Here is a 16187-nt window from a genome sequence, read left to right on the forward strand (position 1 = left end):
GTCCGGCGCGGTGTCCGCGCGCGCGCGCGCCAGGGTCGCCACCGCGGGACTCCAGAGGTCGGCATACAGATCGGAACGTCCGTGCAGCGGCAGCAGGTAGCTGTCCGAGACCGTCCACAGCCCGATACGTCCACGCCCCTCCGCACGCCACCATCCGGCCGGCGCGTCCGGCGCCGTGCCGGTGTCGGCGTGCAGCGCCGCGGCGTCCGCGCCCGTCACCTGCCAGGTGCGCCACGACAGTGGCGGCGCCGGTGCGGCGGCCTGTTCGAGGTCCGGCGGCGCGTCGCGGCTGCCGCTGCCCAGGCGCGCACGCAGGGCGGCCTCGTCGGCCAGGCGCGGCGTCGCCATCCGCCATGGACGCACGGCGGTGCCACCTGCGATGGTGAAGCCCGGCGTACGCAGGCCGCCCAGGACCCCAACGGGCATGGCGTCGTCCGCACGCAGCAGCAGTCCGAGGCCACGCCGCGTCGCCGACAGCACCCGCGTGCGTCCCGCCGCGCCCAGTCCGGACCAGGCACGCGCATCGACCACCAGCAGGTCGAGTTCATCCAGCGCGGCATCGGTCAGCGACGCGCTCCCCAGCTGTACGCCGCCGCCCAGCGCGATGCGCGCCTGCACCTGCGCACCGGCATCGGTGAGCCAGCGGCGCAGCGCGCGCGTATCGGGATTGGGCGCGCCCGCGAGCAGCAGCACACGTGGCGCGACCGGGGCCTCGATCCAGAGCTCGACGCCGGTCTCGATGACGCCGGGATCGGCTTCGGCTTCGGGTACGGCTTCGAAGGCATCGGCGTCGGCGCGGGCGGTGTCGGCACCGGTCCCGGAGGCGTCCGTGCTGGCGTCGTTCTTGGGTTCGTCATTGGCTTCAACATCGGCGTCGACATCGACGCTCGGGTCACGCACGGCATCGGCATCGCGCACGCGCACCGCGAACCGCGCGGCACCCGCTTCCAGCGCGACCGCGTGCAGCGCGAAACCGCCGTCCTCATCCAGCGCGACCGCGTCCACGCGGCGCCCCGCAGGATCCAGCAGTTCGGCGCGTCCGCCGGGGACGCCTTCGACCCGGCCCGTCACCGTGAACGCGGCGCCTCGCGGCACCTTGCGCGGTGCGTCCAGGCGCGCGATCCCGCGCGGCAGCGGCGCCGGCTCGAATGCGATCTCCAGGCCGCGCGCGGCATCGCGGTCGCGCGGCACCAGGCCGGCACCGAGCACGCGCAGCTGCGTCGTGCCGGGATGGCGCCGCAGGGCGGTGGCGAGGTCGGGCACGCGCGTGGTGTCGCGCACAGCACCCGCCTCGGGAAGCGCCAGGGTGATGCCGCCCGCGGAGGACGGGCCAGCCTGCGCCGGCGACGCGCCTTCGGTCAGGACCGTCAACACCGACGGTGCGACCGTCTCGCGCGGCGGGAACAGCGCCAGGTAGAGCGCCGCCGCGAGCATCGGCTGCAGCACCAGCAGCGCCCACAGCCGCCAGGCGCGTGGCGCCCGTGGATCGCGGCCGTGCGCGCGCACGAGCCGCACCCACGCGAGCAGGACGGCGAGCGCGAGGATCAGCGCGACGCTGTCGGGCAGGCTCATGGCGCGTCCTCCTGCTCCAGTGCGTCGAGATAGCGACGTTCCACCGTGCCGTCCCCCGCGCGGCGGCCGATGCCGCCGGCCGGACGCGGCATGCCGCTCCACAGCAGCCCGCGCAGGGCGGCACGGCAATCGTCGCAGCCGGGATCCTGGCGCGCCTCCTCGATCCGCGCCAGCCAGGCCAGCGGGTCGTCGAGCCGGTCGCGGTGGTCGTCGACCCAGGCCTGCAGCGCGTCCAGCGACGTGTTCACGGCATCGGCATCGGCCCGGTCGAGCGCCTGCCAGACGGCGGCCAGCGGTGCGTCGTCGTCCATCGCCTGCAGCGGCGGCAGTGCACGGTCGGCGATGCCCTCGCGTTTGCCGCCGAGCCGGCGCGACGGATCGATCGGGGGCAGCTGCGAGCCGACGCGCTGCAGGTAGATGCGGTCGGCCTGCTGCACCTGCTTGATCAGCTCCAGCGCGCGGTAGGCGTAAGGCAGCGCGTCGGCCGGGACGGCCTGGCGCAGGTGCAGTTCGGACTGCCACATCTCGCGCAGCGCGGCGCGCAGCGTCTCGCGTGTCTGCGGATCGAGCAGCGTTGCGGCTTCGGGAATGTCGTGGGTGTGGCCGAACGTCTCGAGCACGTCGCCGGCATCGCCGAAGCCGGCGGCCGGTGCCGCGCCGGGGCCGTCCGCATGATCGTGGTCGTGCGGTGGCGCCGCGGGCGTCGCCCCGGCGGCATCGCCTTGGTCGTCCGCAGGTTCGTGGGCATGTCCGTCTTCATGGTCGCCGTCGTGCCGTGCGTCGTGCGGATGATCGTCGGCGGCGCCCGCTCCCCCGGCGGCAGGCAGGTCACTGGTGGGCAGATCGCTCGTCGGCAGGTCGCTGGTCGGCAGTGCGCGCCCGCCCTCGCTTTCCTCGCCCAGGAACTGGCCGTAGCGCAGCCGCAGCAGGCGCTGGTCGACGCCGATCGCATCGGAGCGGCGTTCGAACTCCTCTGCCTCCAACCGCGGCCGCTCCTTCAGCAGCGCCTCGGCGTCGATGATGATCTGGCGCTGGCTGCGGAAATACGCCGGCAGCACCTGGCGCGCGAGGCCGTCGAGGCCGTCCGCGCCCAGCACCGGCTCCGGCGGCCAGCGCAGGATCACGCTGGCGCTGCGGGCGAGCTGGGGTTGGGGCGAGCGGTTGTCGAGCACCTCCAGCCGCGCAACCAGGTCCTCGCCGCGCTGGAGCCCGAAATCGGCCGGGCGCAGGCGGGTCTCGAAGCGGCGCTCACGTCGCGCGCCGCGCCCGGCGAGCACGCGTACGTGATCGTGGAAGCGGATGTTCTCGCCGGTGCCCTCGGTGCGCGTGATCCGCAGCCGCGCCTGCGCGGCCACGCCGTGGTCGTCGAGTCCTTCGAAGCGCAGCGTCCACGGTGCCGCGGGATCGGTGAGCAGGGTCAGGCTGCGCTCGGGCGCCAGCACGCGTACGCGCGGCGGCTGGTCGGGCACCGCATCGAGACGATGCAGGGACGATCGATCCGCGCCGGTCACGCCGAGCGGCACGACGCGGTAGAGCGTCGAGCCCTGCAGCCGCTCGGTCGCGGTCCATGTCTCGCCGTCGCGCTGCAGCGGCAGGCGACGGCCATCGTGGAACACGAGGTCGACCGCCTCCGGCTGCGGCGCGTAGCGCAGGGTCCAGCGCAGCGTGCTGCCGGCAGGCGCCCGGGCGTCCAGCGACGCGGAGCGGCTTGCGTCGATCCCGGTGTACGCCGGCGGCCGGACCTCGAGCGTGGCCTCGATGCGCCGCGGCTCGCCGGGCACGGCCGGAGGCGCACCGGGTCCCGCGGAGTCGGCGGCCGGCGGCCGCGCCGATGGCCACAGCAACGCCAGGGCGACGACGGCGGCGCCGAACGACCAGGCCAGCAGGAGGGTCCGCTTCGACCAGGCCGGGCGCAGGTCGGGCAGGACGCGCGCGCGAAGCCGCTCGACCAGGCGCGCCCGCTGCAGCCGCTGCAACGGACGCAGCTGCGCCGCCTCGGCGAACAGCAGCCCGGTGCTGTCCTCCAGGTCCCGCCGCGTCGCATCCAGCCGCGACACCAGCCAGGCGCGATCGAAGCGGCGCCCGCGCCACGCGATGGCAGCGACGCCGCCGAGCACGGCGAGCCCGGCGACCGCGACGGCGAAGGCCGCTCCACCCAGGCGCCAGGCCAGCACGCCGGCCCCCAGGGCCAGCGGCAACGCGACCGCGAGCGTGTCCAGCGCCACGCGAACACGCGCCTGGACCATCGTCCGCCGCAGGGCCGCGACCGTGCTCATGCCGCCGCCCGCCTGCGGCCCGAGGTGGCCAGCCAGCGTTCGAGCAGCGCGAGCAGCGCGATCGCCAGCGCCAGCCACGCGTGCAGTTCCCGCGCCGGGGCCGGCGTGGCGATGGCGCCGGTGTCGGGTGCGTAGTCGAGCGCCGCCACCCGCGTGGGCGCCACGGGCGGCTGCAGCAGCTCGCGCAGGCGTGCGGCGAACGCGGGTTCGACCAGGGCCGGCATCGCCGCCGGCTGCAGCGGGTGGACGAACTGCAGCACGCGGCCTGCGCCCAGGGACGAGGCCGTCAGCAGCGGTGCTCCCGCGTCGTCACGCCAGGCGATGGCAGCCGTCGACGTTTTTGCTGGGCGAGTCGCATCGGCGGACAGCAGCACCTGGCCGCCCTGCCCGATCCAGTCGACGATGGCGGCCGGCAGCGGATCCGCGCGCAGCCACGCCAGCACATGGGTATCCGGAGGGACGGGTGCAGGGTCTTCCTCCGACGCGTCCACGTCGAGGGACACCTCGCCTTCGTGCCAGGCCTGCACGGCCGCACGCAGGAAGCGGACGTCCTCGCGATGCGCCGCGTCGTGCCGGATCGCAACCACGGGTGGCGCGATGCGCGCGGGCTCGTCTTGCAACGATCCGCCGCCGACCACCTGCCAGTCCACTGGGCGCACGAGCCGCAGCCGCGCCGCGTCCGCGCCGTCCAGTGCCTCGGGGACCAGCACCTGCAATGGTGCGGCCGCGGGCAACCCGGCATCGAATTCCCGCAGCAGGCTCGCACTCGCCGACGCACCCGCGGGCGCAGGCGTGTCGAGCGTCGGGAAACCCGGCGCCAGCCAGCGCGCATCGACGCCGTCGTCGGCCTGCGCGCGCGCCTGACGGACCGCGGCCTCGTCCACGCCGGGCATCACCAGCAGGCGCGGGCCCGCATCCTCGACGCCGAGCAGCGCCGGCCGCGCCAGCAGCAGCGCGAGCAGCGCCACCAGCAGCAACCGCACCGCGAGCAGCCACCATTCGTCGAAGCGCACCCGGCGGCGCGGGCGCGGCTGCGCGCGCAACCAGCGCAGCGCCGCGAACACGGTCGGCCGTTGCTGCTGGCGGCGCGCCAGGTGCACCAGCAGCGGCAGCGTCAGCGCGGCGAGCGCCGCCAGTGCGGCCGGCAGCAGCAGTACCAGGTTCATGCGCCGGAGGCCCCCGGCGGATCGGCGAACAGTGCGCGCAGCGGCTGCAGCGGCGATTCGTCGAGCACGAAGCGCGCGTGACGGATGCCGGCCTCGGCCAGCCTCGATGCGAGGGCGCGCTGCGCCTGTCCGAAGCGCGCGAGGAACTCGGTCCGCAGCGCGCGCGGATCGGCCGGCAGTTCCTCGCCGGTCTCGGGGTCGCGGAAGCGGCGGCCGCCCTCGAAGTCGAAGTCGCGCTCGCCCACCGTGAGCACCTGGATCGCCAGCACCTCGCGCCGCGCGCTGGCCAGGCGCGTGGCCAGCGACACGCTGGCGGGGTCGAGGAAATCGCCCAGCACCACCACCAGCTCGTCGGTGCCGATCCGTTCCCACGCCGGACGCAGACGCGCCTCGTCCGGCACGCCGCCCTGCGCCTGCAGGCGCTGCAGACCGAACAGCAACCGTTCGCGCTGGCGCGAGCCGCCCGCCGCGGGAACCAGTGCGAGCGCATCGTCACGCAGCCCCATCAATCCGACGCGGTCGCCCTGGCGCAGCGCGACCTCGGCGATGCATGCCGCCAGCGTGCGCGCGGCATCCAGGCGCGACCAGTCCGGCCGCGCTTCGTCGGCCTGCGCCATCGAGGCGCTGGCGTCGATCACCAGCCAGACCGCGAGCGGGCTGTCGCGCTCGGCCTCGCGCACGAAGAAGCGGTCGCTGCGCGCGTACAGCTTCCAGTCGATCCGGCGCGGCTCGTCGCCGGGCTCGTAGCTGCGGTACTGCGAGAATTCCAGGCCCGCGCCCTTGTCGCGGCTGCGATGCTGGCCGCCGCCACGCAGCGGGCTGGTCCGGCGCGAGGCGATGCGCAACCCGCGCAGCTGCGCGCGCAGCGCCGGCGTGACCGGATCCCAGGCCATGGACGCGGCGCCGGTCAGGCGCCGGGGTACGGCACGTCGCGCAGCAGCGCGGCGACCACGTCGTCCGGGCGCCGGCCTTCGGCCTCGGCGGCGAACGACAGCAGCAGGCGATGGCGCAGCACCGGCGCGGCCAGCGCGGCGACGTCCTCGCGCGTCGCGGCCAGGCGCCCGTGCAGCAGCGCGCGCGCCTTCGACGCGAGTACCAGCGACTGCCCCGCGCGCGGGCCTGCGCCCCACTTGACGTATTCGCGCACGGCCTGCGGCGCATCCGCACCCGGGCGGGTGGCGCGCACCAGGCGCGTCACCCAGGCCAGCAGTTCGTCGCCCACGTGCACTTCGCGCGCCAGCGCCTGCAGTGCCAGCACCGCTTCGCCGTCCATCACCCGCGGCACCTCGGCGACGTGGCTGGAGGTGGTCTGGGCGATGATCGCGCGCTCCTCGTCCTCGCCGGGATAGTCGAGCGCGATGTGCAGCAGGAAGCGGTCGAGCTGCGCTTCGGGCAGCGGATAGGTGCCGGCCTGCTCGATCGGGTTCTGCGTGGCCAGCACGAAGAACGGCGTCGGCAGCGCGTGGGTCACGCCGGCGAAGCTGACGGTGTGTTCCTGCATCGCCTCGAGCAGCGCGGCCTGGGTCTTGGGCGGGGTGCGGTTGAGCTCGTCGGCCAGCAGCAGGTTGGTGAACACCGGCCCCTGCTGGAACCGGAAATGGCGGTGGCCGGTGCCGTGGTCTTCTTCCAGCAGCTCGGTGCCGAGCAGGTCGCTGGGCATCAGGTCCGGCGTGAACTGCACGCGGCGGAACGTGAGGTCCAGCGCCTGCCCGAGCGTGCGCACCAGCAGCGTCTTGCCCAGGCCCGGCACGCCCTCGAGCAGGCAGTGGCCGCCGGCGAGCAGGCCGGTGAGCAGCTGCTCGACCACCGCGTGCTGGCCGACGATGGCGGTGGCGATGGCGGCGCGCAGCTCGGCCAGGCGAGCGACGCGGGACTGGATCTCGGATTCGGTGAGTGAGGTCATGGGACAGTCGTGGTTATGCAGATGAAAGAAGCCGCCAGACGCCTGTTCCTGGTTTCGGACGGACGCCGCGCCCTGCCGGCCGGGGATCGCTCTTCGCTCGGTCAGGGCATCCTGCCCTGACTCGCGCGCAAGACATCCATGTCTTGCTCGACGCGCCCCCCGGCCGGCAGGGCGCGGCTCATCGGGTCTGTTGGCACGACGCTTCGGCTCTCAGGTCTCTCGGCTTCACGATCGATGCCGCGAGAGCGGAATGCACATGGCCATTGCAGTGTAGTTTGCTCCCAGGCTCGGTCAGCCATCGATGGTTGACTTGGCGCCGCATCGTTTCCATGCGTGAGCAATCCACGACCCGGAACTGCCGCGGGCCGCACGAGGCCGTGGCTTCGATGGGCAGCAAGCTGGAAAAAGAAGCGTGAACGAAGCATCGAGGCGACCGCGTCATAGAGCCGCGTCCTGGCGGCCGGGGATTGCGGGGAGCAGGACATGGANCCTGCGCGGGAGTCAGGGCAGGATGCCCTGACCGACCGGCGAGCGATCCCCGGCCGCCAGGACGTGGCGTCGTTCCGGAGCATGGACCGACAGACGACGGGGGCAGTGCATGCCAAGTCGCGATCATGCGCTCAGCGCGTACACCACGATGTTCACCGCGAACTTCGTGTTGTCTTCGGCTAGGAAGCGCTTGTTGCGCCAGTCGTAGTCCCATTCGCAGCCGTAGTCCTTGTTGCTGTAAAGCACGCCCAGGCGGCCATCGATGGCGATGCCCTTCAGGTAGTCGTGGACCAGGTCGTCGCCCCAGCCGTTGAGCTCGAAGCTGGTCGCCGGCGGGCCGTCCGGGAAGCGGAAGAAGGCGCTGTAGAGCGGGTGGCTGTTCGGGATCTTCGCCAGAGCGCGCGGACCGAAGATCGACGCCATCTGCGCCTCGAAGGACTTCGCGAACAGTCCGTCGATGTCGTGGTTGCAATCGTCGACGAACACGAAGCCGCCGTTGCGCACGTAGCGCTCGAAATTGCGTCGCTCGGCCGGGTTGAACTCGACCAGCTTGTGTCCCGAGAGGTAGCAGAACGGCGCCGACAGCATCTTCGGGTCGGCCAGGTCCACCACGTGCTCCTCCGGATCCACCCGCATGCCGGTGTAGTCGATCAGCGCGGTGACCAGGTTCGACGGCATGCGCGCGTCGACATCCCAGTCGCCGGAGTCGTAGCGCAGGCGGGTGAACCAGAAATCGTAGCGCCCGGCCTGCGCGCGCAGCGGCGGCAGCGCCAGCAGGGCCGCGCCACCGAGCATGGCGCGCAGGAACTGCGCCCGGTTCATGCCGCCACCACCCGGCGTCGCCGCGCATCGGCGGCAACGTCTGAGCAATCAGGTTGGACGGGGCAGCTGGACATGCGGAATGCGGGCGGGGGCCTGCGCCACCCGGCCCTCTCCGCGCGGGAGAGGGCATGGAGCGGTTGCGGAACGGCCGTCAGACCGCGTCCGATAGCGAAGTGAAGGTGAAATCGCGCAGGCGCATCGGCGGGATCATCATCGCGAAGTTCGACTCGTCGCCGCTCACGCGCACCGGCTTGCCGAGTTCGTCGATGTTGTTGAGCATGATCACCGGCGATTCGTTGAAGCGGAAGTTCTTGATCGGATACCGGATCTGCCCGTTCTCGATGTAGAACGTGCCGTCGCGGGTCAGGCCGGTGAGCAGCACGGTCTGCGGGTCGACCATGCGGATGTACCAGGTGCGGGTGACCAGGATGCCGCGCTCGGTCTCGCGCACCAGGTCGGCGGTCGACTTGGTGCCGCCGGACATGATCAGGTTGCCCGGCATCGCCACGGCTTCCCGGCCCTGCTGCTGCGCCCAGTAGCGCGAGTACAGCATGTTGGCGACCTTGCCGTTCTCGATCACCGGCATGCGCTTGCGCGGCTGGCCCTCGTCGTCCCACGGCAGCACAGGCACGTCGGCGTTGCCCGGGTCGGCCCAGATGTTGACCTGCGGGTCGTAGACCTGCTCGCCGATCTTGTTGCCGCCGCCCTTCTTCGACAGGAAGCTGCGGCCTTCGTCGGCCTGGCGCGCGTCGAAGAAATACATCATGAACGAGATCAGGCCGGCGGCCGCGTGCGGTTCCAGCACCACGGTGTACTTGCCCGGCTCCAGCGCCTTGGCATCCACCGACTCCCGTGCCTTGCGGATCGCGATGCCGACGTCGCGCGAGGCGTCCAGGCCGCCGATGTCGGTGACGTTGCGCCCCACCCAGCCCGAACCGCGCCCGTCCTCGGTGCGCACGGTGCAGGTGTAGTCGGCGCTGGTCGAGGTCTGGTAGGCGAAGTTGCCGTTGCTGTTGGCGATCGCGGTGAACGACTGCCCGTCCTCCAGGAAGCCCGCGGCGACCAGGCCGGCCTCGCGGCACGGCGCGATCGAATCGGCCGCCACCTGCGCACGCTGCTCGGGAGTGATGGCGGCGGTGGCGGCGCTGAATGTACTGGTCGCGGTGTAGGACTGCTTGCCGATCGCCGGCATGAACTCGGGGTTCTCCGGCGCCAGCTTCGCCAGGTCCTCGGCGCGGCGCACCACGCGTTCGAGCGAGGCGTCGTCGAAGGCGTTGATGGTCGCGGTGCCCACGCGCTTGCCGAACGCGACGCTCACGCCCAGCTCCACGTCGTCGACGATGCCGCTGGTGGAGACGTTGTTGAGGGCGAAGCGGATGTTGCCGCTGGTGCCGCCGCCCAGGGTGGCCGTGCATTCGTCGGCGGTGGACAGGGCGATCACCTTGTCGAGGATCGCCTTGGCTTCGGCTTCGGTATAGATGCTCATGTATTCGGATCTCCTGTGCCGGTCAGCCGAGCGAACGCGCGGTGTTGATGACGTTGATGCCGTTGAAGCGCGCCGTGCTCGAACCGTGCGACACCGCCGAGACCTGGCCCGGCTGGCCCTTGCCGTCGAAGAACGAACCGCCCAGGCGGTAGTCGCCCTCGTCGCAGATCGCCGAGCAGGCGTTCCAGAATTCCGGCGTGCGGATCTGGTAGGCCACGTCCTCGATCATGCCGGTGATCGCGCCGTCCTTGATCTCGTAGAACAGCTGGCCGCCGAACTGGGCGTTGTAGCGCTGCTGGTCGATCGAGAACGAGCCGTCGCCGATGATGTAGATGCCGTTCTCGACGTCCTTGACCATGTCGGCCACCGACAGCTTCTGCCTGCCGGCCTCCAGCGACACGTTGGCCATGCGCTGGAACTGCACGCTCGACCACGAATCGGCGTAGCAGCAGCCGTCGGACTCGTCCTTGCCGACAATGTGGGCCTGGTCGCGGATGGTCTGGTAGTCGACCAGGATGCCGTCCTTGACCAGGTCCCAGCGCTTGCACTTGACGCCCTCGTCGTCGTAGCCGACCGCGCCGAGGCTGCCGGGCTGGGTCTTGTCGGCGAACAGGGTGACCAGGTCGCTGCCGTACTGGAAGCGCTCTTCGCGCTTGTCCATCGTGGCGAAGCTGGTGCCGGCGTAGTTGGCCTCGTAGCCCAGCACGCGGTCGAGTTCGAGCGGATGGCCGACCGATTCGTGGATCGTGAGCCAGGTGTGCGAGGGATCGAGCACCAGGTCGTACTTGCCGGGCTTGACCGACGGTGCCTTGAGCTTCTCCTGCGCCTGCTTCGCCGCGGCCACCGCGTCCTCGAGCATGTCGTAGGATTGGCCGTAGTTGACCACGCCGTTGGGCGAGACGAACTTCTGGGTGCGGTCGCCGTCCAGGTACTCGTAGCCCAGGCCCATCGGCGCCGACAGGCCCTCGCGGGTGCGGAACTTGCCGCTGGCCTTGTCGATCGCGGTCACCGTCATCGGCGCCCAGATGCGGTGCACGTCCTGGTCGATGTAGGAACCATCGGTGGATGCGAAGTACTTCTGTTCGTTGACCAGGAACAGGGTGGAATTGACGAAGCTCGCGCCGGCGTTGATCGCGGCGGCGTTGACCGACAGCAGCAGGTCGACCTTGTCCTTGACCGGCACTTCCATCGCGTTGCGCCGGATCGGCGTCTTCCACGCCACCTCGCCGTATCCCGGCGCCGGCGCCAGTTGCACCGGGGCGGTCTGCACCTTGGCGTTGGCCTTGGCGATCGCGGTCGCACGGCGCGCCGCCTCGGCCACCGATTCGGTAGTCAGCCCGCTGGTGGCGGCGAAGCCCCACGCGCCGTCGGCGATCACGCGGATGCCCACGCCGGTGGACTCGGTATTGACCACGTTCTGGACCTTGTCCTCGCGCGTCATCACGAACTGCCGCAGGTAGCGGCCGATGCGCACGTCGCAATAGCTGGCGCCGGCGCCGCTCGCGGCCTGCAGCGCGGCGTCGGCCAGCTGCTTCTTGACCGGCAGGTCGAGCGTGGTGAGGAGCTGGTCGGCGGCAATCGCCTTGCCCAGCCATGCGGGCAGAGCGAGGCTGCCCATGCCGAGGCCGCCAAGGGCCAGGAAGTCGCGTCGTTGCAAGGGCCTATCTCCAGTTCGCGTGGGCGCGGCATCGGAGCCGCGGCACTGGCCCGGGCCCGGTCATGAGGCCGGCCCGGCGGGTATTCCGATTCTCGACGCCGCGGGCCCGCGCGCGCAAATGACTTTCGGCAGGGGTGGCGCATCGCGCGTGCGACCGGGGCCTCATCCCAGCGATCGCGCGGTGTTGATCACCGCCTGGCCATCGAAGCGCGTGGTCGCGGCGCCGTGCGAGACCGCCGACACCTGCCCAGGCTGCCCCTTGCCGTCGAAGAACGAGCCGCCGAGGCGGAAATCGCGCGCGTCGCAGATCGCCGAGCAGGCGTTCCAGAACTCCGGCGTGCGGATCTGGTAGGCGCCGTCCTCCACCAGTTCCTGCACTTCGCCGTTGCGGATGGCGTACATCAGCTGGCCGCCGAACTGGGCGTTGTAGCGCTGCTGGTCGATCGAGTACGAGCCGCGGCCGTGGATGTACAGGCCGTTCTCGACGTCCTTCACCATGTCCGCGACGGTCAGCGGGGCCGCGCCCGGCGCCAGCGAGACGTTGGGCATGCGCTGGAACTGCACGCTCGACCACGAATCGGCGTAGCAGCAGCCGTCCGACTCGCGCTTGCCGAGGATGTGCGCCTGGTCGCGGATCGACTGGAAGTCGACCAGCACGCCGTCCTTCACCAGGTCCCAGCGCCTGCACTTGACGCCTTCGTCGTCGTAGCCCACCGCGCCCAGGCTGCCGGGTTCGGTCTTGTCGGCATACAGGTTCACCCGCTCGCTGCCCCAGCGGAAGCTGCCGCGCTTGTCGAGCGTGGCGAAGCTGGTGCCGGCGTAGTTGGCCTCGTAGCCGAGCACGCGGTCGAGTTCGAGTGGATGGCCGACGTTCTCGTGGATGGTCAGGAACAGGTTGCTCGGGTCGAGGACCAGGTCGTACTTGCCGGGCCTGACCGACGGCGCCTTCAGCTTCTCCTGCGCCTGCCGCGCCGCCGCGATCGCATCGGCGCGCATGTCGTAGCGGCGGCCGTACGCCACCACGCCGCCGGGCAGTTCGAAACGCTGCGCGGGATCGGGGTCGAGGTATTCGTAGCCCAGGCCCATCGGCGCGGACAGCCCGTCGCGGGTGCGGAACCGGCCGCTGGCCGGATCGGTCGCGGTGACCGTGAACGGCGCCCAGATCCGGTGCACGTCCTGGTCGATGTAGGAGCCGTCGGTGGAGGCGAAGTACTTCTGCTCGTTGACCAGGAACATGCGCGAGGCCACGAAGCTCGCGCCGGCACCGAGCGCGGCCGCATTCACCGACAGCAGCAGGTCGAGCTTGTCGCGGATCGGCACCGCCATGCCGTTCCTTTCCAGCGGCGTGCGCCACGCCACCTCGCCCACGCCAGGCGCGGGCGCCAGCTGCACCGGCTGCGTCTGCACGCGCGCATTCGCGCGTGCGATCGCCACCGCCTGCCGCGCGGCGGCGGCCACCGCATCCGCGTCCAGCCGGCTGGTCGCCGCGAATCCCCAGGCATGGTCGACGATCACGCGGATGCCGGCGCCGATCGACTCCTCGTTGGCGACGTTCTCCACCCGATCCTCGCGGGTCAGCAGCGACTGCCGCAGGTAGCGCCCGATGCGCACGTCGCAATAGGTCGCACCGGCGCCGGTCGCGGCCTGCAGCGCGGCATCGGCCAGGCGCCGGTTGCGGTCACGGTCGACCGGCTCGAGCAACTGCTCGGCCGCGATCGCGCGCCCCAGCGGCGGCAGCAGGAGGCCGCCGGCACCGAGTCCACCCAGGGCGAGAAAATGACGTCGCTGCATCGCGCTTCGCTCCACGTGCGCACGTCCGGACAGCGGACGGCTTGGTACGGGCCAGCATAGCGCGCGCTGCCGGCGTGCTCCCACGCACGCGGCATGACTTCCGGCACGGTTCCCTGGGATGGTTCTGCTTCACGCGCGACGGCCGCGCCGCACCAAGTGCGCACCCTGCTCCGGCACGCGCTTGGACGCGACGCGCATCGAAAGCCATCTGCTGACACGCTTGGTTCAACTGACCGCGGGGAGTGCCTCGCCTTCCACTGCACGCGCCGCATCCGCGGCGGCACTGCCGGGTCTCCCGATCGCATCGCCCTGTCCCTGCAGGAACGCCGCCACCGCCGCCTGTCCGAGCGCGCGCAGTCGGGCCACGAACGCCGGATCCACGTGCAGGCGGCTCGAGGCGGGCAGCGTGGCCAGGTCCACGTCGTCGGCCACCACGTGCACGCGGCACTGCGCCGCGACGTTCCCCTCGCCGGCGATCCGTCGCTGCAGCCGGTTGAGGTGATCGATCATGCGCAGCTCGCCGATCAGGCTGGCGTTGAACGTGATCTCGCTGATCCGGTCCATGATCTCGAGGCTGCGCCGCGGCACGCCGTCGCGATTGGACGGGTTGATCCGCACCACCACGATGTCGCAATCTCCGCCCGCGTCGAGCAGGGGATGCAGCGAGGGATTGCCGCTGTAGCCGCCATCCCAGTACGGCTCGCCGTCGATCTCGACGGCCTGGAACAGGAACGGCAGGCACGCCGACGCCAGCAGCGCATCGATGCCGAGCGCGGCGCCGCTGAACACCCGCGGTTCTCCGCTGCGCACCGCGGTGGCGGTGGCGAACACGCGGATCGGGCCTTCGCGCACGGCCAGCGGATCGACGTGTCGAACGAGCACGTCGCGCAGCGGATTGAGGTTGAGCGGGTTGTAGTCGTACGGGCTGAGCGTGCGCAGGAAGCGGCTGGCCCATTCATAGCCCGGCATGGCGCTCAGATCGAACATCGCCCCGGACGGCAGCGCCGGCAGCAACGGCAGACGCGCAGCGCCGGCGCTGCCGATGTCCTGCCAGAACCGCTGCAGCGCGCCGAGCGCGCCGTCGCGTCCTCCCTGCGCCCAGCCGGTCGCGAGCACCGCGGCATTGAGCGCGCCCGCGCTGGCGCCGGAAATCGCCTCGATCGCCAGGTCGTCGCGCCGCAGCAGTCCCTCCAGTACGCCCCAGGTGAACGCACCGTGCGAGCCGCCCCCCTGCAGCGCCAGCCGGATCGGTCGCGGGCCTCGCGCACGGCCCGCCCTGCGCGGCGGCGACGGTGCAGCCGCTTCCGGCACCCCCGCTGCATCGCCCGCGCCCTGCCGCGGCACGCCGGCCGCAACCCGAGCCGCCTCCCCGGCCACTGCCGGATCCACCGCCGGCGGCAGCGGTTTCGCCCTGCCGCGCCAGCCACGCCACCACGCCTTGTACCGATCGAACAGGGACATCGCCTTCGCTCCTGTCCCCCCACGGCCACAGCTTACCGGGTCGCGGCGGCCGCCCGATGACGACGCCCGCTGTCACCGGCGCCTGATACGCTCGGCCGCGTGCCCCGGGGCATGCGCCGGCGCCATGCCACCGTTCACCGATCGTTCGCCGGCACCGTCGCCGCACCGCACGAGGAGTTCCATGGACCAGGCCGCCGACACCACCAGCACCATCATTCCCTGCCTGCGCTACCGCGACGCCACCGCCGCGATCGACTGGCTGTGCGCGGCGTTCGGGTTTCACAGGCACGCCGTCTATGCCGATGGCGACACCGTCCATCATGCGCAGCTGACGTTCGGCAACGGCATGATCATGCTCGGCTCCGCCCACGTGCAGTCGGAGTGGAGCGACCGGATCGTGCAGCCCGGGGAAGTGGGAGAACGCGAGACCCAGAGCCCCTGCGTGATCGTGCGCGACGTCGACGCCCATTACCGCCAGGCGACGGCGGCCGGCGCAACGATCGTGGTGGACATCGCCGACCAGGGGTACGGGGGCCGCGGCTATGCCTGCCGCGATCCGGAGGGACACCTGTGGTGGTTCGGAAGCTACGATCCCTGGAAGGCCCCGGCATGAGCGCGACGACCCGCGACGCCATTCCCGCCGAAGGCGTGCCCGCGGTGGACGGTATCCGCGTCGGCATCGGCGGGTGGACCTATGCGCCCTGGCGCGACAACTTCTATCCGCGTGGACTGGTGCAGCGGCGCGAGCTGGAATACGCCAGCCGGCAGCTGTCGGCGATCGAGATCAACGGCACCTACTACGGCACGCAGAAGCCGGCGACCTACGCGAAGTGGCGCGAAGAAACGCCGCCGGGCTTCATGTTCTCGGCCAAGGCGCCGAAGCGGATCACGCAGTCGCGGGCACTCGCGAAGACCGGTGCGCAGGTCGAGGATTTCGTGGGCGGCATCGCCGAGCTGGGCGACCGCCTCGGTCCGCTGGTGTGGCAGTTCGATGCCGGGACGCGGATCGAACGCGACGAGCTCACCGCGTTCGTCGGCCTGCTGCCACGCCAGGCCGCGGGCCGCCGCCTGCGCCACGTGCTCGACGTGCGCGATCCCGGGGCCGTCGATGCGGACCTGGTGGGGCTGGCGCGCGCGCACGGCCTGGCGCTGGTGTACACCGATTCGGAGACCCATCCCAACGTCGCCGACCTCACGGCCGACTTCGTCTATGCGCGGCTGATGCGCGCGCGTGCCGGCATCGCCGCCGGTTACCCGGCGCCCGAACTCGAGGCATGGGCCGCGCGCGCCCGCACCTGGGCCGGCGGTGGGCTGCCGGAGGACCTGCCGCGCCTGACGCAGACACCGTCCCCGCGCGAGGGGCGCGATGTGTTCGTGTTCTTCATCGCTGCTGCCAAGGAGCGCAATCCGGCAGCGGCGATGGCCCTGCTGCGCCTGCTCGGCGCACGGGCCGACTGACCCGCTGCAAGGACATGGCCTCGGCGCGGTCGCGCGCAACGCCGCGTCAGGCAGTGGATTCCGGCACTGGATTCCGGTGCCGGCTTGCGCCACCCTCGGGCGGACG

General features: G+C 71.8%; 12 protein-coding genes. 2 read left to right on the forward strand and 10 right to left on the reverse strand.

Going from position 1 to position 16187, the window contains the following annotated elements; translation table 11 throughout:
- The 10 genes from QFW81_RS01250 to QFW81_RS01295 form a co-directional block, all read right to left on the reverse strand.
- A partial coding sequence (locus QFW81_RS01250; protein ID WP_280576743.1) for a hypothetical protein occupies window positions 1–1572 on the reverse strand: 1572 nt, incomplete at its 3' end.
- On the reverse strand, window positions 1569–3848 hold the full coding sequence (locus tag QFW81_RS01255) for a hypothetical protein (protein ID WP_280576744.1): 2280 nt from the start codon (window positions 3846–3848) through the stop codon (window positions 1569–1571). The genes QFW81_RS01255 and QFW81_RS01250, both read right to left, overlap by 4 nt.
- Window positions 3845–5014 carry a BatA domain-containing protein gene (locus QFW81_RS01260; RefSeq protein ID WP_280576745.1) on the reverse strand — a complete coding sequence of 390 codons (1170 nt, stop codon included), beginning with the start codon at window positions 5012–5014 and terminating at the stop codon, window positions 3845–3847. Before QFW81_RS01260 ends, QFW81_RS01255 begins: the two co-directional genes overlap by 4 nt.
- Complete coding sequence (locus QFW81_RS01265) at window positions 5011–5907, reverse strand: DUF58 domain-containing protein (RefSeq protein ID WP_280576746.1); 897 nt, start codon at window positions 5905–5907, stop codon at window positions 5011–5013. The genes QFW81_RS01260 and QFW81_RS01265 overlap by 4 nt, the downstream gene beginning before the upstream one ends.
- 14 nt (window positions 5908–5921) lie before the next feature.
- Window positions 5922–6917: an AAA family ATPase gene (locus QFW81_RS01270; RefSeq protein ID WP_280576747.1), complete on the reverse strand. Its 996-nt coding sequence runs from the start codon at window positions 6915–6917 to the stop codon at window positions 5922–5924.
- A 612-nt stretch (window positions 6918–7529) separates the two neighbouring features.
- The gene (locus QFW81_RS01275) at window positions 7530–8228 is read right to left on the reverse strand and encodes a DUF4159 domain-containing protein (protein ID WP_280576748.1); all 699 of its coding nucleotides are present in this window, start codon (window positions 8226–8228) and stop codon (window positions 7530–7532) included.
- 151 nt (window positions 8229–8379) lie between these two features.
- Window positions 8380–9714, reverse strand: coding sequence for a TldD/PmbA family protein (locus tag QFW81_RS01280; protein ID WP_280576749.1), 1335 nt, complete (start codon window positions 9712–9714; stop codon window positions 8380–8382).
- A 22-nt stretch (window positions 9715–9736) separates the two neighbouring features.
- On the reverse strand, window positions 9737–11371 hold the full coding sequence (locus tag QFW81_RS01285; protein WP_280576750.1) for a TldD/PmbA family protein: 1635 nt from the start codon (window positions 11369–11371) through the stop codon (window positions 9737–9739).
- 162 nt (window positions 11372–11533) lie between these two features.
- On the reverse strand, window positions 11534–13162 hold the full coding sequence (locus tag QFW81_RS01290; RefSeq protein WP_280576751.1) for a TldD/PmbA family protein: 1629 nt from the start codon (window positions 13160–13162) through the stop codon (window positions 11534–11536).
- Window positions 13163–13387: 225 nt separating this feature from the next.
- A complete protein-coding gene (locus tag QFW81_RS01295; RefSeq protein WP_280576752.1) occupies window positions 13388–14623 on the reverse strand; it encodes a patatin-like phospholipase family protein in 1236 nt (411 codons plus the stop codon).
- Between the two features lie 181 nt (window positions 14624–14804).
- On the opposite strand from QFW81_RS01295, the gene QFW81_RS01300 reads away from it, so the two are divergent.
- Both QFW81_RS01300 and QFW81_RS01305 read left to right on the forward strand, forming a co-directional pair.
- Window positions 14805–15236 (forward strand): VOC family protein, encoded by a 432-nt coding sequence (locus tag QFW81_RS01300; protein ID WP_280576753.1) that lies wholly within the window; start codon window positions 14805–14807, stop codon window positions 15234–15236.
- The gene (locus tag QFW81_RS01305) at window positions 15233–16081 is read left to right on the forward strand and encodes a DUF72 domain-containing protein (RefSeq protein WP_280576754.1); all 849 of its coding nucleotides are present in this window, start codon (window positions 15233–15235) and stop codon (window positions 16079–16081) included. The genes QFW81_RS01300 and QFW81_RS01305 overlap by 4 nt, the downstream gene beginning before the upstream one ends.
- Window positions 16082–16187: the final 106 nt, after the last annotated feature.

Source organism: Luteimonas kalidii (assembly GCF_029887935.1).
In the GTDB taxonomy this organism is placed as follows: domain Bacteria; phylum Pseudomonadota; class Gammaproteobacteria; order Xanthomonadales; family Xanthomonadaceae; genus Luteimonas; species Luteimonas kalidii.

Coding starts and splice junctions, on each gene's coding strand:
- QFW81_RS01270 (WP_280576747.1), bottom strand. CDS start 6,917: ATGACCTCACTCACCGAATCCGAGATCCAGTCCCGCGTCGCTCGCCTG.
- QFW81_RS01260 (WP_280576745.1), bottom strand. CDS start 5,014: ATGAACCTGGTACTGCTGCTGCCGGCCGCACTGGCGGCGCTCGCCGCG.
- QFW81_RS01305 (WP_280576754.1), top strand. CDS start 15,233: ATGAGCGCGACGACCCGCGACGCCATTCCCGCCGAAGGCGTGCCCGCG.
- QFW81_RS01295 (WP_280576752.1), bottom strand. CDS start 14,623: ATGTCCCTGTTCGATCGGTACAAGGCGTGGTGGCGTGGCTGGCGCGGC.
- QFW81_RS01280 (WP_280576749.1), bottom strand. CDS start 9,714: ATGAGCATCTATACCGAAGCCGAAGCCAAGGCGATCCTCGACAAGGTG.
- QFW81_RS01300 (WP_280576753.1), top strand. CDS start 14,805: ATGGACCAGGCCGCCGACACCACCAGCACCATCATTCCCTGCCTGCGC.
- QFW81_RS01290 (WP_280576751.1), bottom strand. CDS start 13,162: ATGCAGCGACGTCATTTTCTCGCCCTGGGTGGACTCGGTGCCGGCGGC.
- QFW81_RS01265 (WP_280576746.1), bottom strand. CDS start 5,907: ATGGCCTGGGATCCGGTCACGCCGGCGCTGCGCGCGCAGCTGCGCGGG.
- QFW81_RS01275 (WP_280576748.1), bottom strand. CDS start 8,228: ATGAACCGGGCGCAGTTCCTGCGCGCCATGCTCGGTGGCGCGGCCCTG.
- QFW81_RS01255 (WP_280576744.1), bottom strand. CDS start 3,848: ATGAGCACGGTCGCGGCCCTGCGGCGGACGATGGTCCAGGCGCGTGTT.